Raw genomic sequence first — 25,827 nt, forward strand, 5'->3', positions numbered from 1 at the left:
TCGTGATGCAATCAAAAAATAAAGTCATTATCGCATCGGCGATTGGCACATTTGTCGAATGGGCAGAATTTAGCTTTTATGGCTATCTGGCGTTTAAGTTTGCACATTTATTTTTCCCAGAAGATGTTCCTTATGCGATGCTATTAAGTTTGTGTATCTTCGCAGCAAGCTACTTAGCGCGGCCATTTGGTTCGATTGTCTTTGGCATTATTGGTGATAAATTTGGGCGCAAAAAAGCTTTGTCTTTAAGTCTTATTTTGATGGGAGTGGCGACTTTATGTATTGGGCTTTTACCAAGTTATCAAAATATTGGTATTGCGGCACCTTTGATATTACTTCTCTTGCGGATTATTCAAGGCATTTCCGTTTCAGGGGAGTTTACAGGGGCGGCGATTTTTGTCACAGAGCACTATCGTGGCAGCTTTAAAAACCTTGCGGTGAGTTGGGTGAGCTTTGCTGCGGCTTTGGGCATGATGTTGGGGGCAGCAATGGCATCGATTGTTTCATTACCGATGATGCCAGAGTGGTTTTGGCGTGTGCCTTTTTATTTGGGGTTTGTCGGCTGTTTGATTGGGTTGTACTTTCGGGTGAGTACGACTGAGAGTCCAGAGTTTGAAAGCGTTAGAGTCAATAAAGCATTCTTTAATGGTATAAAAGCATTTAAAGGGTATATCAATCAGCTAATACAATGTTTTTTTATTGCTGCATTTGTTGGTGTGTATATCTATATTTGTAATCTATGGTGGGTGTCTTTTGTCATTCAGCGCGGATTTTTAACCAGTGAAAATGCGCACTGGGTTGCGACATTCGGTGTGGCAACTGTGACATTGCTGACACCGATCGCAGCATTATTGGCAGATAGATTAGGCACACTGAAAATGCTAAAAACAGGACTCCTAAGTAGCGTGATCAGCGTACCTGTTTTATTTTATTTATCAGGGTTTTCAAGTGTTTATTTGGCGCTGTGCGCACAAGCGTTATACGCGCTAAGCAATATCTTAGTTACTGGTAGCATGTTTCGTTATTTGGTCGATATTTTCCCTGTTAATATTCGCTATACCGGCATGGGTGTAGCGTGGAGTGTATCTGTTGCCATATTTGGTGGTACGGCACCGTTGGTTGCGCAATTCTTAGCGATCGATTTGGCAAATATTGCTTATGTTGTCATTTATGTGTGCATTATTGCTTTAGCTGCATTTATTAGTGTGGCTAAGTCGTCAATAATAATTAAGTTAAAGTCTTAGTTTTTCCCCTCACCCGTGCAACATAAGCCGCACGAGCAATCCCGAAAGGGGCGAGGTGAAAATAGCGAAACTTATCTTTTATTGTTAAGGGTAAATTGTTCTAATATCAGTCACCATCATATTGGCTTTAACGGCATTGATAAGCCCAGGTTTGCCATCTTCAAAGACATGACATTTATCATGATCAACACCGAGTTTATCAGCGATTAAAGTGAACGCCTCGGGAGTGTCCTTGGTGGGGTGGTTATCATCAGCGGTGATGATAAATTCAAAGTGATTGGCAACATCAAGTGCTTCAAGTGTTTTGACCACATTTCGGCGCATGCCGCCAGAGATCACAACCATCGGCAGTTTCCGGTGATAACGGTTAATAAGATCAAGCACTGGTTGAATGGCAATAACGCGATCTATCTTTTCCTCAGCAAGATGTTCTTTCTCATGTACCATTTTGTGTAGATCAAAACGCTTCTTATCTTCACTCGTGGTTAACATTTGTAATATTTGTAAAGTGGGGATGCCATTGTAATGCGCAAGCTCGTCAGGACTTAAATTGAAACGATAGCGTTTGGCGATGGTATGCCATGCTTCATTGTGAATAATCATCGTATCAGCGATGGTGCCATCACAATCAAAAATTAAGGCTTGGGTTTTCGGGTGAATGTAGATCATAAAATTATTTCCAAAATTTGTTAAATTCTGCTGTGTCATTATTGACATAATTAGCAGGCTTTAGCAAACTTTTGCGCACTAAATTGTTGTCAATTTATGAAATTACAAACCCTAAGGAGATAATCATGACGGTATTAGTAGGACGCAAAGCGCCTGAATTCACAGCGCCCGCGGTGCTAGCAAATGGTGAAATTGTAGATGCATTAAGCTTTGAAAAAGCACGCGATGGTAAGTATGCAGCGGTTGTTTTCTACCCGCTTGATTTTACTTTTGTTTGCCCATCTGAGCTAATCGCACTTGATAAGCGTGTTGATGAGCTTAAAAAGCTAGGTGTTGAAGTCTTTGCCGTATCAATTGATTCACACTTCACGCATAACGCATGGCGCAATACGCCAGTCAATGATGGCGGTATTGGTGCTGTGAAATACACAATGGTTGCTGATATCAATCACAGTATTGTTAAAGCCTATGGTGTTGAGCATCCTGAGGCGGGTGTCGCTTTCCGTGGTACATTCTTAATCGACAAAGACGGTGTTGTGAGACATCAGGTGGTTAATGATCTGCCATTAGGTCGCAATATGGACGAATTGGTGCGTATGGTTCAAGCATTACAATTCTTCGAGCAACATGGTGAAGTATGCCCAGCGGGTTGGCAAGAAGGCGACAAAGGTATGAAAGCGTCACCGCAAGGTGTTGCTGCATATTTAGCAGAAAATGCTGAATCTTTGTAATTTTTTATAAAAAAATCTATGATTTGCTTGAAAATTTAAAATAAAGTGATACCTTTGTCGGTGTGTAGTCTTTCGACGGCAAAGAAGCCGACAAAAAAGGAATCATTTTTTAATAAAAATGTAAGTTTTAAAACAGTTGAGGAGAAACTATGAAACTTAAGATGATCGTAGCAGCGGTTGCTGCAACTGCAAGCGCTTCAGCTTTCGCAGCAGGTTCAATGAATGATCAAGTACAAAACGGTGGCGGTATCGTTAACGTGCGTACAGATGCAAATTATTCACAACAGATGCTAAACAACCAGCAAGTGACTGGCTCTGTTTTAGATATCCTCAATGCGCGTAAGTCTGGCGATCTAGCACCTAATGCTATCTATATTGGTGGTAAAGGTGAGATTTATGCTCAATACAGAAACACTTCAAGTGTTCCTGCATCAAACAATAACAGCTCTAGCGAAGTTAAGATGCCTTATGCTGATTTAGCATTTACTTCAACGATTGGTGATTGGGTTACTGGTTTTGCTGATGTCCAAGTTAACAATGCAGCTTCTAGCAATGTAACATTGCCAAGTGCTTATTTTATTGTTGGTAATTTGGCTAAATCACCTTTCTATGCGTTTGGTGGTAAGAAAGTGGTTGAGTTTGGTAAATTTGATTCAGTGACTAACTTTATGCCAACGTTAACACGTGCATACTTTATGCCTTATGGTGGTCAAGTTGGTGCTGGGTTTAGCATGAATGGTTTGGATGTTACTGCAACGCTAATGAACGGCAAGGGTGAGGCGTTGATGAATTCACAAGCATCTAATGCACAGCAGATTAATAACTTTGCCTTAAATGCATCTTATAATGGCAAAGCGGGTAACCTAGGTTACTATGCAGGTGCGGGTTATGTTAATGCAACTGGTTTTTCGGCTAATAATACTACCATTGCAGGTGCTACTTCAGTGAAAAATGTTAATAAAATGGTTGGTGCACTTGACTTTAATGCTGGTATCACTATTCAAGGTCTTGCGGTTAATGGTGAGTTCTTGGTAACAACCTCTGGTGTTAAAGGCATGAATCAAACTTCTGTTCTTGCAAATGCAGCTAATGCGAAGACCTCAGGGTCGTATCTTGGAAATGCTTCGCATCCTGATACTGCAGGACTAACTGCTTTTGGCTTTAATGGGTTACCTAATCTAGTTGCCTTTGGTTACGATCCTGTAACGGGTAAAGGTTCTGGCTCAACAGTTAAAGCATGGAGCTTAGACTCTTCTTACACTATGCCAGTGGCAGGCAAAGATATGGTGCCTTATGTATCATACAGCCAAGTAGCGCAAAACTCTGATAACAACTTATATCAGTTTGAAGTGGGTACACGCTACAATGTGGTTGATACTGTTTGGATCGGTGGTTCTTACAACTACATGTCTGGCAAATCCTCAGGTACTAGCATTGGTAAATACAACACATTGATGTTGGATGCTACAGTTTACTTCTAATCTGATTGATTAGTTATACTTTAAAGGTCGCAATTGCGGCCTTTTTTGTTTTAAGGGTGGGGGAGAGATGATTAGAAGTTTATATTTATTTATATTGATGCTGCCATGCGCTTTATATGCAAATGAAGTATCAACAACAGTAATGCAGGCAATACTAAGCCCCTATGCACTGATTGCATTAGCTGTTTTTGTTATTGCTTATATCTTGGTGATGCTTGAGGATGTAATTCATTTGGCGAAATCAAAACCAGTGATTTTAGCAGCTGGCATTATCTGGGTGCTCACGGCAATCATTGGTAAGATCAATGGTCAAAGCGCGATTGTTGAGCAAAGCTTAAATAAAGGCTTATTGGAATATGGCGAGCTGCTGTTGTTCTTATTAGTAGCAATGACTTATATTCATGTGCTGGAAGAGCGCAATGTCTTTGAGAAGCTCAAGGCACTCCTTCTTAAAATGGGCTTGCGCTTTAAAGGTATCTTTTGGTTAACGGGATTGTTGGCATTCTTTATCTCGCCGTTTGCTGATAACTTAACAACTGCCTTAATCCTAAGTGCCGTCATATTATCCGTTGGTAAAGGCGAGATAAAATTTGTATGTATGTCCTGTATTAATATCGTAGTGGCAGCCAATGCCGGTGGTGCGTTTAGCCCATTTGGTGATATTACCACCTTGATGGTATGGCAGGATGGGGTGGTGCCATTCACGCATTTCTTTGCCTTATTTATTCCGGCATTGGTCAGTTTCTTGATTCCGGCAATTATTATGAGTTTTTTCCTGCCCAAAGGCGATGATCATAGCCATGATTTGCTAGAGATTAAGCTTAAGTCCGGTGCGATTGTTGTTATTGTGATGTTCGTACTAACGGTTATTACAGCCGTACTTTTTCAGAACTTGTTAGATCTGCCACCTGCACTAGGGATGATGACAGGCTTAGGTTATTTGATGTTTTTAGGTTTCTTTCTAAAGAAAAAAGCACGTGAGCATTTTGATGTATTTCAAAAGATTCAGATGATTGAATGGGATACCTTACTATTTTTCTTTGGCATCTTACTTGCAGTGCAAGGTTTGGCGACATTGGGTTACTTAGAATTGCTATCTAATTTCCTATATCACGATGTACCTAGTGCCTTGCCGCACGTTTTTGACCATATCACGCAAGCCAATATTTTAATCGGACTTCTGTCAGCAATTGTTGACAATATTCCCGTAATGTTTGGCGTATTGACAATGCATCCACCATTAACCGAAGGTCAGTGGCTATTGGTGACTTTGACCACAGGTATTGGTGGTAGCTTATTATCAATTGGTTCTGCCGCAGGCGTTGCAGTCATGGGTAAAGCGCATGGTCAGTATACTTTTTTAGGGCATTTGAAGTGGAGTTTAGTGATTTTATTGGGATACTTTGCTAGTATTGCCACGCATCTTTTGATTAATCATGCTTTTTTTAGCTAATCATTATATAGGTAATCAATGACAGAAAAATCACGTTTTTATACCCCGAAATACTGGGGATTGCAGCTTGCCTTTCTTTTTTTGCGTGCGTTTGTCTATCTGCCCTTTCGTTGGCAGATGAAAATAGGCGTAATACTTGGGCGCATGAGTTATCCTTTTTTAAAACGACGTAAACAGATTGCCTTAACGAATCTTAAGATTGCTTTTCCGTATAAAAGTGAACAAGAACTAGAGCAGTTGTGCAAAAAATGCTTTGAATCCATTGCTATCTCAGGTGTTGAAACCGCGATTGCCTGGTTTATGCCAAAAAAGCGCTTTAATAAAATCAAGTTTGATACACATGGCATGCAGCACTTTGAAGATGCGCATCGAAATTCATCACAAGGCGCATTAATGTTGGGGGCGCATTTCACTTGCATGGAAGTCATTGGGCGTTTTATTGGTGAGCATTACAATCCCTTTTATTTGGTTTATCAAAAACATAAAAATCCGCTATTTGAACAGGTGATGACTGCTTCACGTGAGAACTATGTAACACAATGTTTGCAACGTAAAAATGTCGTATCCATTGTTAAGTCACTTAAAAAAGGTGGTTCGGTTTGGTACGCACCAGATCAGGATTTCGGTGCAGAGCGCAGTATCTTTGTGCCATTTTTTGGCAAAGAGTGCGCGACGTTAGTGGCAACTTCATGGTTGGCAGAGAAAACAAGCGCGCAAGTTGTGCCGTGCTATTATGCGCGTAAGGCGGACTTGTCGGGGTATGATATCTATGTATTACCAGCACTTGATAATTTCCCTTCAGGCGATGACTATCAAGATGCGTTAAGATATCACCATATTTTAGAGAAAGCGATTATTGACTTCCCAGATCAATATCTATGGCAGCATCGACGCTATAAGTCGCGCCCACAAGGCGAAAAGGCAGTATATTGATGAAGTTGCACTACATTAAGAATCTTGCCATCATGGTATTCTTTGCTATGTTGTTATCTTCATGTGCATTATTACAAACTCGTGCAGTAAACACGCCAGAAATTGAGGTTTTTAAAACTCAAAGTCTAAGATTGCCAACGCCTACTGAGCTTGCCCTGGACTTTGATGTGACCCAAATTTTAAGCTCACAATATAGCATAAAGGGCAAAAAAGAATCGTATGTTGCACAGGTTGAAGTGGAAGCATCAAAACAAAAGATCGTCATTGTTGCCGCTGCGGGTTGGGGTGGTTCGATCTTCTCACTCGTTTATGATGGGACTTCCATTGATAGTAGCAGCTTGCCAATGCCGCATGCTGATATGGGCGTTAAGCAAAGTTTAGTTGACTTTATTTTCACCTATGCGCCAACAAAGGTAATTAACAGTGTGCTACAAACGACCGATATTAAGATGCAATCACACAAGAATCAGCGGCAGTTTTATTTGAATGGTCAGTTAGTTATGCAGATTAACTATCAAAATCAGCAAGATTTATATGCAGATGTAAAGCTTGAGAACTTTGTTTATCACTATCAAATAGCGATTAAAACGTTAAAAGACAGTTAAATGATATGCCCACCCGTTCCCTGAGCGAAGTCGAAGGGGGGTGCGTGGCTTCGACTGACGCTCAGCCAACGTATTATGATTAAAGCAATATCCCTCGTCCCCTGAGCGAAGTCGAAGGGAGCATATGACTTCGACTGACACTCAGTCAACGTATTATAATTAAAGTAATAATGCAAAAACAAATTGAGCTTCCATTACACCCCTCACCCGCGCAGCTTAAGCTGCACGACCTCTCCCACAAGAGAAGAGGTACTAGCTGACGCAACTTATGCACTTATGACTTGAATTTAGGCAATGCTAAATAGTAATTGTAATTGATAATCCAGAAGGTTGGTTGTTTTTAGCTTCAATTCGTCCACCGTGGCTTTCAATAATATCTTTGGCGATAGACAGCCCAAGACCATTGCCTTTAGAGGAGGAATTATCACCTTGTTGAAAGGGCAGAAAAATATCACCTAATTGCGCAGATGGCACGCCAGGTCCATCATCGGTAATTTCAATAGTGAGGGTATCTTTATATTGCGTGAGTCGTACACGCACCTTGGTGCCATACTTTAGTGCATTATTAATGATATTTGTAAGAGCTCGCTCAATCTCCACTTGTGAGCCATGGATAAGGTAACGATCATAAATGGCAGAAATTTGAATGCGCTCAGGATTGTGTGATTGATAATCTTGAACGATTTGAGTGACAATCTGGCATAAATCAATCGTGCTTTTAGGGTGCGCAAGATGTTTTTGTTTTGCATAATCAATCGTATTTTTTAAGATAAGATCGATATCATCAATCTGCTCAAAAATTCGCTCTCTTAATCCGGCATCCTCGATTTGATATAACATAAGATCAATGCGTGTCAGTGGCGTTCTGATATCATGCGCTAAAGTTGCCATGGTTTTCATTTTGACTTCATTTAATGTCTGGATCTTAGCAATTAAGCTATCGATATATTGTGCGGATTTATGCAAGAGATGTAAGCTTGATTGTGTGAAAAAATTACCACGAATGGCAGGTAAGTTCAGTTGATGTTTTTGTTCAAGTTCAAACAGCCTATTCATTGCTAGAAGGAGCTTTCGCCCATTAATCAGATAAATAAGTAAATAAAGCATTACCAGTAATTGTAGCAATACAAATGCAGTGGCAAACCACGGAAAATTAATGGCTGGTAAATAGATAACAATCCACTCTTTAAGTTCATTTGAGTAGATCGAGATGATATTATTGCGCCAGAAACGAATATTGTTTAATGCATGACGCACTTGTTGTGAGCTAATTTGTAAATCATGACTATAGATATACTCAGAGCTGATTTGTGGCTTATCCGCAATGGTAACCATAACACGATTATTACTAAAGCGTGGAATAATGCTTTTTAGATATCTCTCTTCTTTAGTGGATAGTTTTAAGTGATCAATTTCAGTAATTAAATTTATTAAATTAATTGCTTCAATACGCTGATCTGCATTGTGATCAATATACGTGTTGGTGTAGAAATAACTGATTAGTACGATGTTGATAATAAAAGCAATGAATAAAAGTAAATTAAAGCGTAATCTAGACTTTAAATTTGGTGAGTTTCTTTGAAGTTTCATCATTTGTTAATCGATCGTGATGTTGCTTTTTAAACTATAACCGATCCCACGAATGGAAACGATCAGATCATCACTGGCAATGCTTTCAAGCTTTTGGCGCAAGCGAGAAATTAAGGTTGAGATAATTCGATCATCGGCAGCAATTGGGCGGTTATAAATCACTTGTGCGATATCGTGTTGAGATTTTGCTTCACTATGATTGTCATTGAGATAACTTAATAAGAGATATTCATTTTTATTAATACTAATACTTTCCTCAGTATCGAGGCGAGAGAGTGTGAATGTCTTACTGTCAATGCGCCAGATACTTTTCTCAGTATGCGTCTTAGGTTTATAGGCAATCGAGAGGATGTTACGAATCTTGGCAATCAATAATCGGGTATTAAACGGTTTATGCATAAAGTGCAAAGCCCCAAGTTCATAAGATAGAATCTCATCAATCTCATCATCAGAAGCGGTAATGATAATGATCGGAATATTAAGCGACTCGCAAATTCTGCGACAATAGTATTTGCCATTTTCAAATCCAGGCATATTTAAATCAAGAATCATCAAATCAGCAGCAAAATACTTGAGTATTTCATCAGCTTCAGGTGGGTTGGCAGCGTGCTGTACGTCGTATTGTTCACGCTCAAGAATGTATTTTAATTCTTGGCGAATAATCAGATCGTCGTCGACAATAACAATACGTTTTTTTTCGGTAGCTTGCATGGGCTCGGTAGTTTAACGCAATAATTGTTACTAATTATATCAGAATAAAGCAAAGAAAATGACGGTGAATAATGATTAACTGCAACTAACTGAGTTTATCGGTGGCAACGTGATAATCCGGATCTTCAAGTACATTGATTTCAACAAGATTCCCAGCTTTGCCTAATAGCGCCTTACACTCCAAACTTAAGTGTCTTAAATGTAAATTTTTGCCAAGGTTGCTATAACATTCGGCAACATAAGCAATGGCGTCAATTGCTGAATGATCACTGACACGTGAGTATTTGAAATCGATAATTACCTCATCAGGGTCATCCGCTGGGGCGAACAGACTTTTAAAGCGCGTGCTTGAGCTGAAAAATAAAGGACCATGCAGAATATACTCTTTACTGCCATCAGTGTTGGTTTTGGTTTCTGCATAGATATTTTTTGCAGTTTGCCACGCAAAGACCAGTGATGCTAAGATCACGCCAACAATAACAGCAATCGCAAGATCGGTCATTACAGTAACAACGGTTACGACGATAATGATAAATGCATCGTGTAAAGGAATCTTGCGAATGAATTTGAAGCTTGCCCATTCAAAGGTTTCAATCACGACCATAAACATCACCCCGACAAGGGCAGCTAGTGGAATGATTTTAATCAATGGCATGGCGACGACGATAAAAAACAATAAAAATACAGCAGCAGTAATGCCAGATAAGCGTCCGCGCCCGCCAGAACTGATATTGATCATGCTTTGACCGATCATCGCGCACCCGCCCATGGATTTGAAAAAGCCAGAGATAATATTGCCAGCGCCCTGAGCAATACATTCTTTGTTGCCGCGACCGCGCGTTTTAGTGATTTCATCAATCAAGGTTAATGTCATTAAAGATTCAGACAGTCCAATAATAGCCAAAATCAATGCATAAGGCACAATAATCGTCAGTGCATGCCAAGTAAATGGAATATGTGGAATGCTAAAGGCGTGGCTCACAATATCTTTACCGGTGCCAATCATATCACCAACATTTAAAATATGGTTACCTGGTAATGGGATAAATAGGGCAATGACGGTGACAACAATAATAGCCGTTAATGCGGAAGGGATCGCTTTGGTGAATTTGGGTAAGAAATGTGTGATGAGCATGGCGAGTACGACAAGTCCAATCATGACATATAAATCAATGCCTTGTAACCAAACTTTATGATCTAATCCAGTTGGCGTGTATTTGAACTGCTGTAATTGTGATAAGAAAATCACAATAGCAAGACCATTAACAAAGCCAACCATGACCGACTTAGGTAGCATGCGAATAAATTTACCAAATCCCAATAGTCCAATAACGATTTGGATGATTCCCGTGAGAATGATCGTAGCAAATAAGTAATTCATGCCTGTAATCGGGTCATTTGGAAACAGCAGCATAATTGAAACCATAACCACTGCCATTGAGCCGGTGGCACCTGAAATCATGCCAGGTCTGCCGCCAAAGACAGCTGTCATAAAGCACATAATAAAGGCTGCATATAAGCCAACGGTGGGGTTGACCCCCGCCACTAAGGCAAAGGCCACAGCTTCAGGAATAAGCGCTAGAGCGACAGTGACACCGGATAAAAAGTCGGTCATGTGTTTGCCATCTTGATTGGGCATTAAAAAGCGATTAACGCGTTGTAATAACATAAGTATAAGAAGTTGATTTTTATAAAAGTCGCATTCTACTATGATATATACCCAATGTCCTTGAATATTTGATTGGATTTTTTCGGTAAATTGTCCTAAAATTTTGGACAAGTTTCCATTGTGGAGTTGAATTATGCAGCTAGTAGATAATTTATTGGGTCGCGCTAATTTTAAAAATAAACATATACACGTAGAGTCTGATTTATATGAAGAAATCAATCAAGGTATTAAGTCTGCAGCTATTTTGCGATTTGCCAAATCAAGTGGTTTAACAGAAGAAATCGTGTCATCACTTATTCCGATTAATCGTAAAACCTATTTGCGTAGAAAAGAAATGGGTATGCTTGATGCAAAAGAGTCTGATCGTTTGATATTGATCGCAAAAGTATATGCACATGCGCTTGAAGTATTTGGTACTAAGGAAAAGGTTAATAATTGGCTTGCAACAAAAAACCTTGCGTTAGGCGAAAGAACGCCGCTTGAGCTTCTAAAAAACTCTTTGGGTTGTCAGATTATTGATAATTTGCTCTATCGTATTTCCTATGGGATATACAGCTGATGCTTGCTTGGCGTATTACGCAGAAGCGACTTGCAGATCCGCCTTTGAATGGTTTAGGTGGGCTCTTTGCTTCAGGTCGTTGGCATAGCCGTGGTCAGCAGATTATCTATATGGCTGAGTCACAATCCTTGGCCATTTTAGAGTCGTTAGTGCATTATGATCCGACCAATGTGCCGATTGATCAGGTGATTATCTCAGCTGATATTGCTGAGGCGTCTTTATTAACCGCAGCAGACATTGGTTTAGATAATAACGACATTCGCGGCATGCATGTATATGATCTACGCGCTCTTGGTGATAACTGGCTTAGACAAAAAACAAGTTGTGTGCTGAAGATTCCGTCAATTATTACGCCGTTTGATGAATATAATTATCTTATCAATCCCTTGCATCAAGACTTTGCCAAGGTTAGAGAAATTAAGGTAACGGATTTTAGATTTGATAAACGCTTATTGAGATCGTAAGTTAGTTTATGAACGCTTTTTCTCAGCGAGTGCGTTATTTGATTTTTCAAGCTGTTTGCGATAGTACTCAAGTGTTTGCTCGGATTCACGCTTCAGTTGACGAATTTGACCATTTAAAAAAGCAATTTGACCTTCTAAAGCATCACGCAAGTCTGAAATGCGTTGTGTTGTTTGCTCTTTTAGTGTTTCTGCATAAATACGCGCTTCTTTAGCAACTTGCTCGGCAGATTCGCGACGTGTCTGCTCTTTGACTAAAGCGGCATATAGCTTGCGTACTTTAAGCTCAGGATTGCTTTCGTTTAAAATCATGCTCCACTCATCAGACATGCTGCTAAGAATATCACTACTTAATGCCTGAGAACTCGTAAGAAGTGCTTGAATCATTGGGTCTTGTGCTTTCATTGTGCTAGTTGCTGTTGACGATTTGTCGCTAACTGCCACTCTTGCTTGAGGATTTTCGTCATAAGTTTTTGCTGCTTTTATTTTTGCAGTAGCGGTGTGTTCTGTAGCAGGTTGCATAGTATCTTCTGTGTTTTTATTAGTCGTCGTTGGTTGTGCGGCTGTTTGATCAGTTGCACGTTCTTCACGCCACTGTTTTAAAAACTTGCTGATAGTCGTTGGACTGCCGCGACCAACTGTATCACGAACATTATTTATGCTAGGAGTAACGCCTTGTGCTTCTAGCTTAGTAATCGCTTCGAGTATATCTTCGTAAGAAATGCCTGGACGAGCCATGGTTTGTTATATCCTTAATCGAGTAATTGATTTAACGAAAGTTTAAAGAGATTTTATATCTATAAGTTTATATCTACAATCCATGGCGATTATAGCAAGATATTCAATTGCGTCAAACATAAGATAGGCGTCAAGCATATATTTTGTTATGATAAGGCGCGAATTTAATGTAGCAATCACTGATTGATGCCGCTTGTAGATCATTTTGCGGTGTTCAGTGCCGAAGAAATTTTTGATGTTTTTGGGAGATTGGGTTGCAGGTAATAGCTAGGACTGTTGCCAAAATTCAGTCAGTCAAAAGGGTGGAAAATTCAATGGCAGAAATATTGTGAAATGGTTTATGAGCGGTATATATATTCAAAAGATAAGAGGACATAAGCATGAGCTCAACAAAGCTAATTTATACCCATACAGATGAAGCGCCAATGTTGGCAACTTATTCATTACTGCCGATTATTGAGGCGTTTACTAAGCCTTGTGGTATAGATGTTGAAACAAAAGATATCTCACTTGCAGCAAGAATACTTGCTCATTTTCCGGAGTCATTAACCAAGGAACAACGTCACGAAGATGAGTTAGCTATTTTAGGTGAACTCGCTAAAACACCAAATGCAAATATCATCAAGCTGCCAAATATCAGCGCATCAATCCCACAATTGCAAGCGGCAATTGCTGAGTTGCAATCACAAGGATATCCGATTCCTGATTACCCAGTTGATGCGAAAACGGCTGAAGAAAAAGAAACAAAAGCGCGTTACGCGAAGGTGCTTGGCAGTGCTGTTAACCCAGTGTTGCGTGAAGGGAATTCAGATCGTCGTGTGGCTAAAGCGGTAAAAGAGTATGCAAAAAAACATCCGCACTCAATGGGCGCATGGGATAAAGGCTCTAAATCACATGTGGCTCACATGTCAGGTGATGACTTTTATGGTAGTGAAGTATCAACGGTTATCGCTAATGATACCAAGGTGAAAATAGTATTTACCGATAAGGCGGGCTTAAGTGAGACACTTAAGTCAGAATTTCCATTATTAAAGGGTGAAGTTATTGATGCCTCTAAAATGTCGGTTAAGGCGTTAAGAGCATTCTTTGCTGAGCAAATTGATCTAGCGCAAAAAGATGATGTGTTGCTATCACTACATATGAAAGCAACAATGATGAAAGTGTCTGATCCAATTATCTTTGGACATGCAGTGAGTATTTATTATCAGGATGTCTTTAACAAATATGCAGATGTTTTTGCCAAGCTTGGTGTTAATCCCAATAATGGTATTGGTGATGTATATACCAAGATTAAGAGCTTGCCAGAAGCTGAGCAAGCGGCAATTAAACAAGACCTTGAGAATGTTTATAAGACGCGCGTTGAACTTGCGATGGTTGATTCTGATAAAGGAATTACCAACTTGCACGTGCCAAATGATGTTATTGTTGATGCATCTATGCCTGCGATGATCCGCTCTTCTGGTAAGATGTGGGGGCGTGATGGTCAGTTACAGGATACAAAGGCGATGATTCCTGATCGCTCATATGCTGGTGTTTACCAAGAAACAATTGATTTTTGTAAAGTGCATGGGGCGTTTGATCCAACGACGATGGGTAGTGTGGCTAATGTCGGCTTAATGGCAAAAAAAGCAGAAGAATATGGCTCACATGATAAGACGTTTGAAATCACGGCTGACGGTAAAATCAGTGTTATTGATGCTGATGGTAATACACTGTTATCACATGATGTCGAAAAGGGTGATATCTGGCGTATGTGTCAAACCAAAGATGTTGCGATTGAAGATTGGGTGAAGTTAGCTGTGTCACGTGCGCGTATTACCAATACACCTGTTGTGTTCTGGTTAGATGACAAGCGCGCGCATGATGCGAATTTGATTGCTAAGGTAAAAACCTATCTTAAAACTCATGACACCAGTGGTCTTGAGATACATATTATGTCACCGGTTGAAGCAACGCGCTTTTCACTTAAAGCGATCAAAGCCGGTAAAGACGTGATCTCAGCAACAGGTAATGTATTGCGTGATTATCTAACAGATCTATTCCCGATATTGGAACTAGGCACAAGTGCTAAGATGCTATCGATCGTGCCACTACTAGCCGGTGGTGGATTGTATGAAACAGGAGCAGGTGGTTCGGCCCCTAAGCACGTACAGCAACTAGTCGCCGAGAATCATTTGCGTTGGGATTCATTAGGGGAGTTTTTAGCATTAGCCGCTTCTTTAGATGATTTAGCCAATAAAACAAATGATAGCAAAGTGCGCGTATTAGCCGATGCATTAGATCAGGCAAATGCTAAGTTCTTAGATAATAATAAATCACCATCACGCAAAGTAGGTGAGCTTGATAATCGTGGTAGTCATTTTTATTTGGCAATGTACTGGGCGGAAAGTTTAGCTAAGCAGACGCAAGATGCGCAATTAGCTCATGTATTTAAGCCAGTAGCACAAGTGCTTAAAGATAATGAAGCTAAAATTGTCGCTGAACTTAATGACGCTCAAGGTGTTGCCGTCGATATTGATGGTTATTATCATCCGAATGCGCAAAAAATTGAAAAAATAATGCGCCCAAGTGCGACACTTAATCAGGTTATTAATAACCTAGCAAAAGAGCCTGTTAACGCTTAATTGTTAAAGTTGGCAGAAAATCACGAAATGGGCTTGTGATTTTCTATAAACGAATTATAATCTCCGCTCATTGGTCGCTTAGCTCAGTCTGGTTAGAGTACTACCTTGACATGGTAGGGGTCACTGGTTCGAGTCCAGTAGCGACCACCATCTTCAAAGCCTTTTACTGCAAGGGTTTCAATCTGTTTGAAAATCAAAGTAAAAACAGTAGTTATTTTCACAAGGTCGCAAAAATATCAATTATATTCTAGTTCAATCGAATGGTTTGTGTAATTATCATTTTTTTTTACACAAAGTTATGTGGTGTGGTTGGGCTATTAAACAAGTCATTCTCTATTTCTATCCCAGAATCATTAACACATATTGACAGTAATTACTTTTGTATGTACGCTTTATTTAGGTGATATCAGTTGCGATAAATATGAAATTTGAATGGGATGAAGCAAAAAGTCTATTAAATTTGGAAAAGCACAAAGTGTCATTTGAGCTTGCTGAATATCTTTTTAATGACTTGATGCTTGTTGCAATTGATAACAGAGTTGACTACGGCGAAACCAGGTATATAGCTTATTCAATGTATGATGGCTCTTTGTTTAATATTGTATACGCGAAGCGAAGTGGTAATATTAGAATCATATCAATGAGGAAAGCAAATGAAAGAGAAAAAACCAAATATCAAGCAGCAATTAAGCGCTATTAAGCAGATGAAAGATAGCGAGATTGATTATTCTGATAGCGTTGATATGGGTGATGCTGATTGGGCTCAATTTGAGCCTTTAGCCCATAAGAAAAAATCTATAACAATTCGTCTAGATAGCGATGTTATTGATTATTTTAAATCAATGGGTAAAGGCTACCAAACAAAAATTAACTCTGTCCTTAGAGAGTACAAGCGCTGTCATTAAGCAAATCATCCTCGACGGTTGCCCATGTCGCTGAACATTTTCAATGTTATCTCAGTGATTAAGAAAATTTCAAACTTAAGTCTTGCAATTTAAAAAAAATTTGCTAATATGTCCCACAGTTGACGCGGGGTGGAGCAGCCTGGTAGCTCGTCGGGCTCATAACCCGAAGGTCGTTGGTTCGAATCCAGCCCCCGCTACCAACCTAAAAAGATTTTGAAAAATTTCGGGCCCTTATGGGCCTTTTTGTTTTGTAGATAAAAAGGACTCATAGTAGTCCTTTTTTTATATCCCAAGGAGTGTGTTGGAATGTTGATTGATCAGTTAAAAGCGCTTATTGCGCCAGAAGTAGAGAGCCTTGGATTTATTTTATGGGGGATTGAAATGGATGCATATTCTGCAGATACTGGCAGTATGACCTTGCGTATTTTTATCGATCATGAAGAAGGTATTTCAATTGATGACTGTCAAGAAGTCAGTCGTGCTGTGGGTGCAATTTTAGACGTTGAAGACCCAATCAGTGGTGCTTATTCGTTGGAAGTCTCTTCTCCAGGGGTGAATCGTCGCGTGTTTAATGCATTGCAGGCAAAGGCACTGGAGGGGTTTGAAGTTAAAGTACAGTTGCGTCAAGCAACGGAGAACAATCGCCGCCGCTTTAAAGGTGTGATTATCTCAGTAGCTAATGATGAGGTGCTAGTTAAAACAGAAGAAGACGAAGAAATTCGTTTTGATTTTCACAATGTTGATAAAATGCGCGTTGTGCCAAAGTTTTAACCTTTAATAATGTGGATATAGGTGAAAGTTATGAGTAAAGAGTTACTACTGGTTATTGAAACCGTTGCTAATGAGAAGGAAGTCTCAAGAGATTTACTTTTTTCAGCCATGGAAGAAGCCTTGGCGATGGCAACTAAAAAGCGTTTTGAAGAGGATGCTGAAATTATCGTTAAGATTGATCGTAAAACCGGTGACTATGAGACATATCGTCAATGGCAAATCGTTGATGAAGATCATGAGATTGAGAATTATGCAGCAGAGCTATATGTTGATGTTGCTCAAGAGAAAGGGCATAACGTAGTCGTTGGTGATGTGCTGATGGAGCCTGTTGACTCGGTTGAGTTTGGACGCATTGCGGCGATGACTGCTAAGCAAATCATTATGCAAAAAGTCCGTGATGAAGAACGCCGCTTAATGGTGGCAAAGTTTCGTGATAAAGTTGGCAAGATTGTTTATGGTGAAGTTAAGCGTACCACGCGTGATTTTTTAATTATTGATCTGGGTGAAAATGCTGAAGGTGTCCTGCCTAGAAAAGAGCTGTTGCCTAAAGAGAATTATCGTTTAAATGATAAGCTGCGTGCGTGCGTTTTGCGTATTGATGATGATGGTAAGGGGCCGCAAATTATTTTGTCACGCGCTAATAAAAAAATGTTACATGCCTTATTGATTCTTGAAGTACCTGAAGTGGCTGAGGAGTTAATGGATATCGTCAGCATTGCGCGTGATCCAGGTTCACGTGCTAAAGTGGCTGTAAAATCAAATGACAAGCGTATTGATCCTGTTGGGGCATGCGTTGGAATGCGAGGTTCACGAATTCAAGCGATCACTAATGAGTTACAAGGTGAGCGTGTTGATATCGTATTGTGGGATGATAATCCAGCACAGTTTGTAATGAATGCGCTAGCTCCGGCTGAAGTGACTTCTATTGTCCAAGATGAAGACAGGCAAGCAATGCAGGTTGCTGTGCAAGAAGATCAATTATCACAAGCGATAGGTAAAAGTGGTCAAAACGTGCGTTTGGCAACTGCTTTAACCGGCTGGCATATCAATGTTATCTCAAGCTCTGTTGCTGAAAAAGCGCAGCAAGAAGAAGAAGAGAAAAACATTCAGCTGTTTATGGAAGCTTTGGATATCGATCAAGATATTGCTGAAGTATTGATCGAGGAAGGTTTTTCGAGTCTTGAAGAAGTTGCTTACGTGGCGCGTGAGGAAATGCTTGAGATTGAAGGTTTTGATAACGAAATTTGTGAGGAATTGCAAGAGCGAGCCAAGACGGCGCTTATTTCACAAGCCTTAGCTGCGAACAAGCCAGCGGAAGACTTGTTGAATATGGAAGGTATGACGGCTGAGTGGGCAGATGCATTAGCGCAACAAGATGTGATTACAATGGAAGACTTAGCTGAGTTAGCCGTTGATGATTTACGCGAAATTATTTCGATCTCTGAAGATGAGGCGGCAGCTTTGATCATGACTGCGCGTGCACCTTGGTTTGAAGAGGATAACGAGAAGTAGGAGAAATGTGATGGCAGAGATGACAGTGGCGCAACTAGCCAAACTAATAAAAATTAATGAAAGTGTACTACTTGAGAAGTTTGAACAATCAGGTGTGCATAAGAAAAGCATCAATGATTTAGTAACTGATGCCGAAAAAAACCAGCTTCTTAGCTTTATCCAAGGTGGTTCAACGGAGAAGAAATCATCAGTAACTTTGCAGAGAAAGACAACAAAACAGTTGAAAGTTGCCGGTAATCGCAAGGTTAATATTGAAGTGCGTAAAAAGAAGACGCTTGTTGCACCAGCAGTTGATGTTACTGAGGAGCAGATTGAGGATGAAACACTTGTTGCCAAACAGCATGAATCAGTTGATGTTGAACAGGTTAATGATGGTGTTCATAATGAGTCAGCGATTGAATCACAGGTGACACAAGACACTATTGTAGCAAACGGTAATGTGGCAGAAGAAGTGATAGCGTCGGAGCAACCTCAAGCAGATCCTAAAGCAGAAGAGGTGGCTATTGATAGTGTGCCGCCAGAAGCAAAAGAAGTTAAAGCGCAAACTGGTAAGTCTATTCCCAAACCTAAAAAATTAGAGAAGCCAGCAAAAGCTGAGAAGCAGTCAACCACTGATAATGCAGTAGATCAAGCATCCGATAGTGGTTTTATGATTACTGAAAAATCCGCTGAAAAGCCAAAAAATAATGGTTTTAAAATCACATCAAGACCGGAGGTTGTTGAAGATAAAGTAGTAGACAATAATTCAGTTAATGAGGCAAAAGCTACGCACAAGAAAACGCTTGATAAAACAAAGCGTAGATCAAATGAAAATGAAGACAATGACTCACGCAAAGGTGCAAAAAAGTCAAAATCAACCTTAGCTAAGAAAGGCTCACGTGGGCTGTATGATGACGACGACGGTTATGGTTTTTCGCGTAAAAATTCTAAGTCTAAGAAATTGCAGTTAAACAAAGTCAAAACACAGCAATTCACCAAGCCGGTTGAAAAAGCCATGAAACAAGTCGTGATTTTTGAAGGTATCACGGTCAATGAGCTAGCACAAAAAATGGCAGTAAAAGCTGCTGAGCTTATCAAGGTGCTATTTAAAATGGGTGTGATGGCAACGATTAATCAGCCACTAGATCAAGAAACAGCAATTTTGATCGTTGAAGAGTTAGGTCATGAATACACATTGCATCGTGATGAGACATTAGAAGAGACGGTAGTTGTTGATTCTTCAAGTCAAGAGATTAGACCACGTGCACCAGTCGTAACCATTATGGGACACGTTGACCATGGTAAGACGTCTCTTTTGGATTATATTCGTAAAACGCGTGTTGCTGTAGGTGAAGCTGGTGGTATTACACAGCATATTGGTGCTTATTCCGTAATAACACAAAAAGGTCAGATTACATTCTTGGATACCCCTGGGCATGAAGCCTTTACTGCAATGCGAGCCCGTGGTGCTGGAAGTACTGATATTGTTATTCTTGTGGTTGCTGCTGATGATGGTGTGATGCCACAGACAAAAGAAGCAATTCAGCATGCGCGTGCTGCTGGAGTGCCGATTGTTGTTGCAGTGAATAAAATGGATAAACCTGAAGCAGATCCGGATCGTGTTAAAACTGAGCTTTCACAGCTTGATGTCATCTCTGAGGAGTGGGGTGGCGATGTCATGTTCGCTCATGTTTCAGCTAAATCAGGTTTAGGTATTGATGCGCTACTAGATGCTGTATTACTACAAGCTGAAGTATTAGAGCTTCAAGCGGTTGATAAAGGCTTAGCAAAAGGTGTTGTCATTGAATCACGCTTAGATAAAGGTCGTGGAGCTGTTGCATCTGTGTTGGTGCAAAGTGGTGAACTAAATCAAGGTGATATTGTATTATGTGGTACCGAATACGGACGTATTCGTGTGATGATGAGTGACCTTGGGCAAAAAATTAACACGGCAGGTCCGTCAACGCCTGTTGAGATACTAGGTCTTTCAGGTGTGCCTAATGCCGGAGATGAGATGGTTGCTGTTAAAGATGAGAAAACAGCACGTGAAGTAGCTGAGTTCAGATCGCAAAAGAAAAAAGATGAGCGTTTGAAGCAGCAGCAAGCCAGTAAGTTATCAAGCTTATTTGATCGTATGGGTGAGTCCACAGGTGAACGTCAAACCTTGAACGTGATCGTTAAAGCGGACGTTCAAGGTTCAGTTGAAGCGATTCGCGAATCATTGGTTAAGCTTAGTAATGATGAGATTAAAGTCGAGGTTATTGCATCAGGCATTGGTGGAATTACCATTTCAGATGTGTCACTGGCAGTTGCTTCTCAAGCGGTGCTTTTTGGCTTTAACGTTCGTGCGGATGCAACGGCTAGAAAGCAAGCCGAGACTGACGGTATTGAACTACGTTATTACAGCATTATTTATGATCTAATCGATGATGTGAAGCAAGCGATGTCGGGAATGCTATCGCCTGAACTGAGAGAACAAATCATCGGTGTTGCTGAAGTGCGTGATGTCTTTAGATCATCGAAGTTTGGTTCGATTGCCGGTTGTATGGTTATTGATGGCGTGATTAAACGACACAACCCGATTCGTGTATTGCGTGATCAAGTGGTAATTTACGAAGGTTCTTTAGAATCGTTAAAACGCTTCAAAGATGATGCCGTTGAAGTCAAAAAAGGCATAGAATGCGGTATTGGTGTTAAGAACTATAATGATGTTAAAGTTGGTGACCAAATCGAAGTCTTTGAAACGGTTGAAATCAAGAGAGAGATATAATTATGGCAAGTAATTCACGCGTTGAGCGTGTTGGTGATGAGATTCAAAAGATCATCGTCGCATTGCTAGCAACCAAAGTCCGTGATCCGCGTTTGCAATGGGTTTCTATCACCGGTGTCGAGGTATCTAAAGATTTATCTTATGCTAAGGTGTTTTTCTCATCATTAAGCACGGAAACGCATCCGTCACAAGTGGTAAAAGCATTAGATTCAGCCAAGGGCTTTTTCCGTACAGCGCTTGCCAAAGAGCTGCGTTTACGTGTCGCGCCGGCTTTACGCTTTTTCTATGATGAATCATTAGCTTATGGTAATAAAATGAATTCGTTAATCGAGAAAGCTCGTCAAGAGGACGAAAAATTTATCCAGCAGGAACAGAGTGAAAATGAGAATAATGATCATAAGGATGGTGATCATGACGAACCACGCGAAAGGTTGCGTTGATCGCGTATCAGCATTTGTTCTTTAGACCTAAATAAGCTATAGTGCCAAGCAGAAATATCAAGAGTACTTAAGTTCTAGAATTATGATTCCTGTCATTGCTATAGTTGGTCGTCCCAATGTCGGTAAATCGACACTTTTTAATGCTTTAACACGCACGCGTGATGCGTTGGTTTATGATATGCCAGGGGTGACGCGTGATCGCCAGTATGGTCAAGCGGAATTTGAGGAGCAACCTTTTATCGTCATTGATACGGGTGGCTTATCTGATAATGACGCCGGTGTTGATGGATCAATGGCTGATCAATCTGTGCTTGCCATTGAAGAGGCAGATCTTGTTTACTTCGTTGTTGATGCGCAAGCTGGGTTAACTGCGGGAGATCTGTACATTGCTGAGCTTCTGCGTACACGTGGTAAGCCTTCAGTGCTAGTGATTAACAAAACCGATGGGATGCAGGAAGAGGTTGCCGCAGCTGATTTTTACTCACTGGGTTTTGAAGCATTATTTGCAATTGCAGCGAGTCATCGGCGTGGTGTGAGTAACTTATTATCAGATACTTTATTACCTTTGTGTGATAAAGCAATTAAAGACTCCGAACATGCTGAAGGTGAAGCCAACAAGCGCGGTATTCGCTTTGCTTTAATAGGTCGTCCGAATGTTGGTAAATCAACACTAACCAATCGTATGTTAGGTGAAGATCGAGTGGTTGTTTATGATATGCCTGGCACCACGATTGATAGTGTGTATATTCCTTTCTCGCGCAATGATGAAGATTATACAATTATCGATACAGCAGGTATTCGCCGTAAAGGTAAGGTGCGCGAAACACTTGAGAAATTCTCGGTGGTTAAAACTTTGCAAGCGATCAAAGATGCTAATGTGGTGATTGTGTTGATTGATGCCAAAGAAGGATTAACCGATCAAGATATGCACTTGATGGGCTTTGCCTTGAATGCTGGACGGGCGATGGTTATTGCGGTCAATAAATGGGATGGCATGAGCGCCTCAGATAGAGAAAACCTTAAAGAAGAGATCAACCGTCGTTTGGTGTTTTTAAAAGACTATGTTGATATTCATTTTATCTCGGCATTACACGGCACCAATGTTGGACATCTGTTTGCATCATTGAAACATGCTTATAAAAGTGCCACCAAAAGGATAGCGACACCAGAATTAACACAAGTCTTAAAAATGGCAACACAAGATCATGTGCCACCGATGTCAGGTAAATCAAGGATTAAGCTAAAGTATGCACATATGGGCGGGCACAATCCGCCAATTATCGTGATTCATGGTAATCAGGTAAATAATTTGCCTGCGTCATATAAGCGCTATTTAGAGAAATTTTTCCGTGAGGCTTTTAACTTGGTAGGCACGCCAATTAGTTTTGAGTTTAAGCAATCTGAAAATCCTTATGAACCGACGAAACAAAAAAAATCAACACCATTGCAACGTTATAGGGATAAGCAAACCCAAAAGGAGAAAATGCAGAAAAAACGGGCTTTAAAGCAACACAAAGATTAGTTATTTTATGCAGTTAAAAGTCAGTAAACGTCACCATCTTCAGGATGTTAATATTAAATTATCAGGTGCTAAGAATGCCTTGTTGCACTTGCTTTTTGCTAGTTTGCTAACTGAAGAAGCAACAACGTTTGATAATGTGCCTTCAAGCCTGCGTGATTACCATGCCGTGTGTGATATCTTGCAGGCAATTGGAGGAAAAGTTGATAGTCAAGAAGGTGTGGTAACTGTCACTTCTCCGCAAAAAGTCAATAAAATAGAGCTTTCTAGTAATTACACGCGACGCACACGAACATCACTGATGCTGCTTGGCGCTTTAGCTAAAAAAGTCAGTGTGTTGAAAATAGGCTACCCTGGAGGCTGCTCATTTAGCGAGCAAAGACCTTTTGATATTCACCTATTAGGTTTTGAAGCTTTGGGGGCAAAGGTCACGCATGATGAATATCATATTGTGATTGAGCATCATGCAGATAAATCGATTGAGCACACATTGCGTTATCCATCGGTGGGAGCAAGTATCAACTTGATGCTATATGCTACAACAGGAACTGCGCAAGTGAAGCTTAAGAATATTGCACTAGAGCCCGAGGTGATAGAGGTTGCAAGTTTTTTAAATTATGCGGGTGCTAAGATCAAAATCGACCACAGTGCACGCATGATGCAGATCGACGGTGTCGAGAAGCTCTCTGGTGTGAATTTCCGTGTAATGTATGATCGTATTCAGACAATGACCTATGCGGCTTTGGCCTATTTGCATGGTTTAAATGTGTGTGTTGAAGGGGTTGATACCAAAGAGTATATTGCAAAACCGCTTGATGTTTTAAAGCAAATGGGAGCGAAATGGCAGTTTGATGCAGAGCATAGCCGTATTTGCTTTTATGGTAAAAAAAGCGTATTAACACCGGTGAACATTATAGCAATGCCTTATCCTGAGTTTCCAACAGATCTACAACCCATTTTTGCGGTGATGTGTGCTAAAGCCGATGGTGTATCTGAGATTACTGATACCGTTTACCCCGAGCGCATCAAATATGTTGATGAGCTTAAAAAGCTTAACTTCCCGATAGATTACCAAGGTAATAAGATCAAAGTGTTTGGTGATATTGTTGAGCCTTTGCATGCCACAAGTATGAAAAGCTATGATCTCAGAGCTGGAATGGCAGTGTTGATGGGAGCCTCGTTATCCGATCAGGTATGTACGATTACTTCAGCAGAGCAAATTTTTCGTGGCTATGAGAATTTGCTTGAGAACCTTACCCACTTTATGCACATCAGTATTGATAAAGAAGAGTGATTATGTTTTCGTTAAAGGCTTACAATACTTATCATATCGAAAGCTTTGCCAAGCATGTGTATTTCCCGCAATCGATAGATGAAATCATTGAAATCTACAAGCGACACACAAAAGTGGTTATCTTGGGTAATGGCAGTAATATTATTTTGACGCAAAGCGTGTATGACGATGTGGTTTTTGTTGTGATTAAGGATCAGTTTAAAAAGATCTCGCACGTGAGCGACGGTGTTTATGCTGAAGCTGGCGTGTTGTTAAAAGAGCTATCCTTATACGCTTATGATCATGGTTTAAGTGGTGTTGAGACATTTTTTGATGTGCCGGCAAGTATTGGTGGGGCGATGATTATGAATACGGGCGCTTATGGCGATGAAATTTATGATCATGTACGTTATGTTGATATTTTGGATAGTGAGAGCTTTACACTAAAGCGGATTGATAAAGCGGATATCGATTATGGTTATCGCTATTCAATGTTTAAAACAAGAACTGTGATTATTCTTGGGGCGTGTTTTGATTTATCGCTAAAGCCGCAAATAGAAATTAAAGCTAAAATGGATAATATTCTTTCACAGCGTCAAGCAAAGCTACCCTGTGAGCCAAGTGCGGGAAGCGTGTTTAAGCGCCCTAATTACCATATTACCGTTGGTGAAATGGTTGAAAAAATAGGTCTTAAAGGATTTCAAATTGGTGGTGCGCAGATATCACCAAAGCACGGTGGTGTGATTATCAATACCGGTAATGCCACTGGAGAGCAGATACTTCAACTAGTTGAGCATATCAAGCAAGAAGTATTAATGCATTATCAAGTGCAGTTAGAGTTAGAACAGATATTGGTTTAACGTGTTGTGCAATAATTCATACTTATACCGCCCATAAACCATTTTACAGCATTTTTGTCATTGAATTTTGCGCCCTTTTGGGTGATGCAATTTTGCCAATAGTCCCAGCTATTGCCTGCAGTTCCATCACCCAAAAACATCAAAAACTTCTTCGACATCTAACACCGCAAAATGATTTACGAGCGGTATAAGCCTCAATTTGCTCATCTATGAAATCGGTATTTCCTTTGATTAATACAGTAGTATTTTAATAGACCAGAGGTATACTGATAATGCTTCAATAAAAAATGGATATATCTTAAACTTATTTATTTTATCTTGAAAAAACAT

General features: G+C 40.2%; 24 protein-coding genes and 2 tRNA genes. 20 read left to right on the top strand and 6 right to left on the bottom strand.

Annotation, left to right across the window (positions count from 1 at the left end):
- Positions 1 to 5: 5 nt before the first annotated feature.
- A complete protein-coding gene (locus ACTS4L_RS04020; protein WP_440616656.1) occupies positions 6 to 1,244 on the top strand; it encodes an MFS transporter in 1,239 nt (412 codons plus the stop codon).
- Positions 1,245 to 1,328: 84 nt separating this feature from the next.
- On the opposite strand, the gene ACTS4L_RS04025 is transcribed toward ACTS4L_RS04020, so the two are convergent.
- Positions 1,329 to 1,961 carry an HAD family hydrolase gene (locus ACTS4L_RS04025; RefSeq protein WP_440651728.1) on the bottom strand — a complete coding sequence of 211 codons (633 nt, stop codon included), beginning with the start codon at positions 1,959 to 1,961 and terminating at the stop codon, positions 1,329 to 1,331.
- Between the two features lie 77 nt (positions 1,962 to 2,038).
- Here ACTS4L_RS04025 and ACTS4L_RS04030 point away from each other — a divergent pair, with 77 nt between their 5' ends.
- From ACTS4L_RS04030 to ACTS4L_RS04050, 5 genes are all read left to right on the top strand, one after another.
- Complete coding sequence (locus ACTS4L_RS04030; RefSeq protein ID WP_440616653.1) at positions 2,039 to 2,644, top strand: peroxiredoxin; 606 nt, start codon at positions 2,039 to 2,041, stop codon at positions 2,642 to 2,644.
- 149 nt (positions 2,645 to 2,793) lie between these two features.
- Entirely contained in the window at positions 2,794 to 4,125 is a 1,332-nt protein-coding gene (locus ACTS4L_RS04035; RefSeq protein ID WP_440616651.1) for an LbtU family siderophore porin, read from the top strand.
- Positions 4,126 to 4,192: 67 nt separating this feature from the next.
- Complete coding sequence (gene nhaD, locus ACTS4L_RS04040) at positions 4,193 to 5,578, top strand: sodium:proton antiporter NhaD (RefSeq protein ID WP_440616650.1); 1,386 nt, start codon at positions 4,193 to 4,195, stop codon at positions 5,576 to 5,578.
- An 18-nt stretch (positions 5,579 to 5,596) separates the two neighbouring features.
- Positions 5,597 to 6,511 (top strand): LpxL/LpxP family acyltransferase, encoded by a 915-nt coding sequence (locus ACTS4L_RS04045; protein WP_440616649.1) that lies wholly within the window; start codon positions 5,597 to 5,599, stop codon positions 6,509 to 6,511.
- The gene (locus tag ACTS4L_RS04050; RefSeq protein ID WP_440616648.1) at positions 6,511 to 7,116 is read left to right on the top strand and encodes a DUF3261 domain-containing protein; all 606 of its coding nucleotides are present in this window, start codon (positions 6,511 to 6,513) and stop codon (positions 7,114 to 7,116) included. The genes ACTS4L_RS04045 and ACTS4L_RS04050 overlap by 1 nt, the downstream gene beginning before the upstream one ends.
- A 297-nt stretch (positions 7,117 to 7,413) precedes the next feature.
- On the opposite strand, the gene ACTS4L_RS04055 is transcribed toward ACTS4L_RS04050, so the two are convergent.
- The 3 genes from ACTS4L_RS04055 to ACTS4L_RS04065 all read right to left on the bottom strand — a co-directional run bounded on the left by ACTS4L_RS04055 (position 7,414) and on the right by ACTS4L_RS04065 (position 11,086).
- Positions 7,414 to 8,706 (bottom strand): sensor histidine kinase, encoded by a 1,293-nt coding sequence (locus ACTS4L_RS04055; RefSeq protein ID WP_440651730.1) that lies wholly within the window; start codon positions 8,704 to 8,706, stop codon positions 7,414 to 7,416.
- A gap of 6 nt (positions 8,707 to 8,712) precedes the next feature.
- Positions 8,713 to 9,417, bottom strand: a complete 705-nt coding sequence (locus ACTS4L_RS04060; RefSeq protein ID WP_440651732.1) for a response regulator transcription factor — start codon at positions 9,415 to 9,417, stop codon at positions 8,713 to 8,715.
- An 85-nt stretch (positions 9,418 to 9,502) separates the two neighbouring features.
- On the bottom strand, positions 9,503 to 11,086 hold the full coding sequence (locus ACTS4L_RS04065) for a SulP family inorganic anion transporter (protein WP_440617146.1): 1,584 nt from the start codon (positions 11,084 to 11,086) through the stop codon (positions 9,503 to 9,505).
- Positions 11,087 to 11,219: 133 nt separating this feature from the next.
- Here ACTS4L_RS04065 and parS point away from each other — a divergent pair, with 133 nt between their 5' ends.
- Positions 11,220 to 11,645 carry a type II RES/Xre toxin-antitoxin system antitoxin gene (gene parS / locus ACTS4L_RS04070; RefSeq protein ID WP_440617148.1) on the top strand — a complete coding sequence of 142 codons (426 nt, stop codon included), beginning with the start codon at positions 11,220 to 11,222 and terminating at the stop codon, positions 11,643 to 11,645.
- On the top strand, positions 11,645 to 12,109 hold the full coding sequence (locus ACTS4L_RS04075; RefSeq protein WP_440617149.1) for an RES family NAD+ phosphorylase: 465 nt from the start codon (positions 11,645 to 11,647) through the stop codon (positions 12,107 to 12,109). The genes parS and ACTS4L_RS04075 overlap by 1 nt, the downstream gene beginning before the upstream one ends.
- A 6-nt stretch (positions 12,110 to 12,115) precedes the next feature.
- On the opposite strand, the gene ACTS4L_RS04080 is transcribed toward ACTS4L_RS04075, so the two are convergent.
- Complete coding sequence (locus tag ACTS4L_RS04080) at positions 12,116 to 12,844, bottom strand: DNA-binding protein (RefSeq protein ID WP_440617151.1); 729 nt, start codon at positions 12,842 to 12,844, stop codon at positions 12,116 to 12,118.
- Positions 12,845 to 13,224: 380 nt separating this feature from the next.
- On the opposite strand from ACTS4L_RS04080, the gene ACTS4L_RS04085 reads away from it, so the two are divergent.
- The 12 genes from ACTS4L_RS04085 (at position 13,225) to murB (ending at position 25,497) form a co-directional block, all read left to right on the top strand.
- Complete coding sequence (locus tag ACTS4L_RS04085; RefSeq protein ID WP_440617152.1) at positions 13,225 to 15,468, top strand: NADP-dependent isocitrate dehydrogenase; 2,244 nt, start codon at positions 13,225 to 13,227, stop codon at positions 15,466 to 15,468.
- Positions 15,469 to 15,540: 72 nt separating this feature from the next.
- Positions 15,541 to 15,618, top strand: a tRNA-Val gene (locus ACTS4L_RS04090).
- A 271-nt stretch (positions 15,619 to 15,889) separates the two neighbouring features.
- On the top strand, positions 15,890 to 16,168 hold the full coding sequence (locus ACTS4L_RS04095) for a BrnT family toxin (RefSeq protein WP_440617153.1): 279 nt from the start codon (positions 15,890 to 15,892) through the stop codon (positions 16,166 to 16,168).
- Complete coding sequence (locus tag ACTS4L_RS04100) at positions 16,122 to 16,373, top strand: BrnA antitoxin family protein (protein ID WP_440617155.1); 252 nt, start codon at positions 16,122 to 16,124, stop codon at positions 16,371 to 16,373. The genes ACTS4L_RS04095 and ACTS4L_RS04100 overlap by 47 nt, the downstream gene beginning before the upstream one ends.
- Before the next feature lie 123 nt (positions 16,374 to 16,496).
- Positions 16,497 to 16,573 (top strand) — tRNA-Met (locus tag ACTS4L_RS04105).
- A gap of 106 nt (positions 16,574 to 16,679) precedes the next feature.
- On the top strand, positions 16,680 to 17,144 hold the full coding sequence (rimP, locus tag ACTS4L_RS04110; RefSeq protein ID WP_440617156.1) for a ribosome maturation factor RimP: 465 nt from the start codon (positions 16,680 to 16,682) through the stop codon (positions 17,142 to 17,144).
- A gap of 30 nt (positions 17,145 to 17,174) precedes the next feature.
- Positions 17,175 to 18,656 carry a transcription termination factor NusA gene (gene nusA, locus ACTS4L_RS04115; protein WP_440617157.1) on the top strand — a complete coding sequence of 494 codons (1,482 nt, stop codon included), beginning with the start codon at positions 17,175 to 17,177 and terminating at the stop codon, positions 18,654 to 18,656.
- 10 nt (positions 18,657 to 18,666) lie between these two features.
- Positions 18,667 to 21,405, top strand: a complete 2,739-nt coding sequence (gene infB / locus ACTS4L_RS04120) for a translation initiation factor IF-2 (protein WP_440617158.1) — start codon at positions 18,667 to 18,669, stop codon at positions 21,403 to 21,405.
- A gap of 2 nt (positions 21,406 to 21,407) precedes the next feature.
- A complete protein-coding gene (gene rbfA, locus ACTS4L_RS04125) occupies positions 21,408 to 21,845 on the top strand; it encodes a 30S ribosome-binding factor RbfA (RefSeq protein WP_440617160.1) in 438 nt (145 codons plus the stop codon).
- Positions 21,846 to 21,927: 82 nt separating this feature from the next.
- Positions 21,928 to 23,367, top strand: a complete 1,440-nt coding sequence (der, locus tag ACTS4L_RS04130) for a ribosome biogenesis GTPase Der (RefSeq protein ID WP_440651734.1) — start codon at positions 21,928 to 21,930, stop codon at positions 23,365 to 23,367.
- 7 nt (positions 23,368 to 23,374) lie between these two features.
- Positions 23,375 to 24,658 carry a UDP-N-acetylglucosamine 1-carboxyvinyltransferase gene (locus ACTS4L_RS04135; protein WP_440617162.1) on the top strand — a complete coding sequence of 428 codons (1,284 nt, stop codon included), beginning with the start codon at positions 23,375 to 23,377 and terminating at the stop codon, positions 24,656 to 24,658.
- Between the two features lie 2 nt (positions 24,659 to 24,660).
- A complete protein-coding gene (gene murB / locus ACTS4L_RS04140; protein WP_440617164.1) occupies positions 24,661 to 25,497 on the top strand; it encodes a UDP-N-acetylmuramate dehydrogenase in 837 nt (278 codons plus the stop codon).
- Here murB and ACTS4L_RS04145 read toward each other — a convergent pair.
- Positions 25,494 to 25,655, bottom strand: coding sequence for a hypothetical protein (locus ACTS4L_RS04145; RefSeq protein WP_440651736.1), 162 nt, complete (start codon positions 25,653 to 25,655; stop codon positions 25,494 to 25,496). The genes murB and ACTS4L_RS04145 overlap by 4 nt on opposite strands.
- Positions 25,656 to 25,827: the final 172 nt, after the last annotated feature.

The organism is Cysteiniphilum sp. 19S12-1, assembly GCF_052030685.1.
GTDB lineage: Bacteria > Pseudomonadota > Gammaproteobacteria > Francisellales > Francisellaceae > Caedibacter.

Excerpts from the sequence above, each read along its gene's own strand:
- ACTS4L_RS04020 (WP_440616656.1), top strand. The coding sequence starts at position 6 with ATGCAATCAAAAAATAAAGTCATTATCGCATCGGCGATTGGCACATTT.
- ACTS4L_RS04025 (WP_440651728.1), bottom strand. The coding sequence starts at position 1,961 with ATGTCAATAATGACACAGCAGAATTTAACAAATTTTGGAAATAATTTT.
- ACTS4L_RS04030 (WP_440616653.1), top strand. The coding sequence starts at position 2,039 with ATGACGGTATTAGTAGGACGCAAAGCGCCTGAATTCACAGCGCCCGCG.
- ACTS4L_RS04035 (WP_440616651.1), top strand. The coding sequence starts at position 2,794 with ATGAAACTTAAGATGATCGTAGCAGCGGTTGCTGCAACTGCAAGCGCT.
- nhaD (WP_440616650.1), top strand. The coding sequence starts at position 4,193 with ATGATTAGAAGTTTATATTTATTTATATTGATGCTGCCATGCGCTTTA.
- ACTS4L_RS04045 (WP_440616649.1), top strand. The coding sequence starts at position 5,597 with ATGACAGAAAAATCACGTTTTTATACCCCGAAATACTGGGGATTGCAG.
- ACTS4L_RS04050 (WP_440616648.1), top strand. The coding sequence starts at position 6,511 with ATGAAGTTGCACTACATTAAGAATCTTGCCATCATGGTATTCTTTGCT.
- ACTS4L_RS04055 (WP_440651730.1), bottom strand. The coding sequence starts at position 8,706 with ATGAAACTTCAAAGAAACTCACCAAATTTAAAGTCTAGATTACGCTTT.
- ACTS4L_RS04060 (WP_440651732.1), bottom strand. The coding sequence starts at position 9,417 with ATGCAAGCTACCGAAAAAAAACGTATTGTTATTGTCGACGACGATCTG.
- ACTS4L_RS04065 (WP_440617146.1), bottom strand. The coding sequence starts at position 11,086 with ATGTTATTACAACGCGTTAATCGCTTTTTAATGCCCAATCAAGATGGC.
- parS (WP_440617148.1), top strand. The coding sequence starts at position 11,220 with ATGCAGCTAGTAGATAATTTATTGGGTCGCGCTAATTTTAAAAATAAA.
- ACTS4L_RS04075 (WP_440617149.1), top strand. The coding sequence starts at position 11,645 with ATGCTTGCTTGGCGTATTACGCAGAAGCGACTTGCAGATCCGCCTTTG.
- ACTS4L_RS04080 (WP_440617151.1), bottom strand. The coding sequence starts at position 12,844 with ATGGCTCGTCCAGGCATTTCTTACGAAGATATACTCGAAGCGATTACT.
- ACTS4L_RS04085 (WP_440617152.1), top strand. The coding sequence starts at position 13,225 with ATGAGCTCAACAAAGCTAATTTATACCCATACAGATGAAGCGCCAATG.
- ACTS4L_RS04095 (WP_440617153.1), top strand. The coding sequence starts at position 15,890 with ATGAAATTTGAATGGGATGAAGCAAAAAGTCTATTAAATTTGGAAAAG.
- ACTS4L_RS04100 (WP_440617155.1), top strand. The coding sequence starts at position 16,122 with ATGAAAGAGAAAAAACCAAATATCAAGCAGCAATTAAGCGCTATTAAG.
- rimP (WP_440617156.1), top strand. The coding sequence starts at position 16,680 with ATGTTGATTGATCAGTTAAAAGCGCTTATTGCGCCAGAAGTAGAGAGC.
- nusA (WP_440617157.1), top strand. The coding sequence starts at position 17,175 with ATGAGTAAAGAGTTACTACTGGTTATTGAAACCGTTGCTAATGAGAAG.
- infB (WP_440617158.1), top strand. The coding sequence starts at position 18,667 with ATGGCAGAGATGACAGTGGCGCAACTAGCCAAACTAATAAAAATTAAT.
- rbfA (WP_440617160.1), top strand. The coding sequence starts at position 21,408 with ATGGCAAGTAATTCACGCGTTGAGCGTGTTGGTGATGAGATTCAAAAG.
- der (WP_440651734.1), top strand. The coding sequence starts at position 21,928 with ATGATTCCTGTCATTGCTATAGTTGGTCGTCCCAATGTCGGTAAATCG.
- ACTS4L_RS04135 (WP_440617162.1), top strand. The coding sequence starts at position 23,375 with ATGCAGTTAAAAGTCAGTAAACGTCACCATCTTCAGGATGTTAATATT.
- murB (WP_440617164.1), top strand. The coding sequence starts at position 24,661 with ATGTTTTCGTTAAAGGCTTACAATACTTATCATATCGAAAGCTTTGCC.
- ACTS4L_RS04145 (WP_440651736.1), bottom strand. The coding sequence starts at position 25,655 with ATGTCGAAGAAGTTTTTGATGTTTTTGGGTGATGGAACTGCAGGCAAT.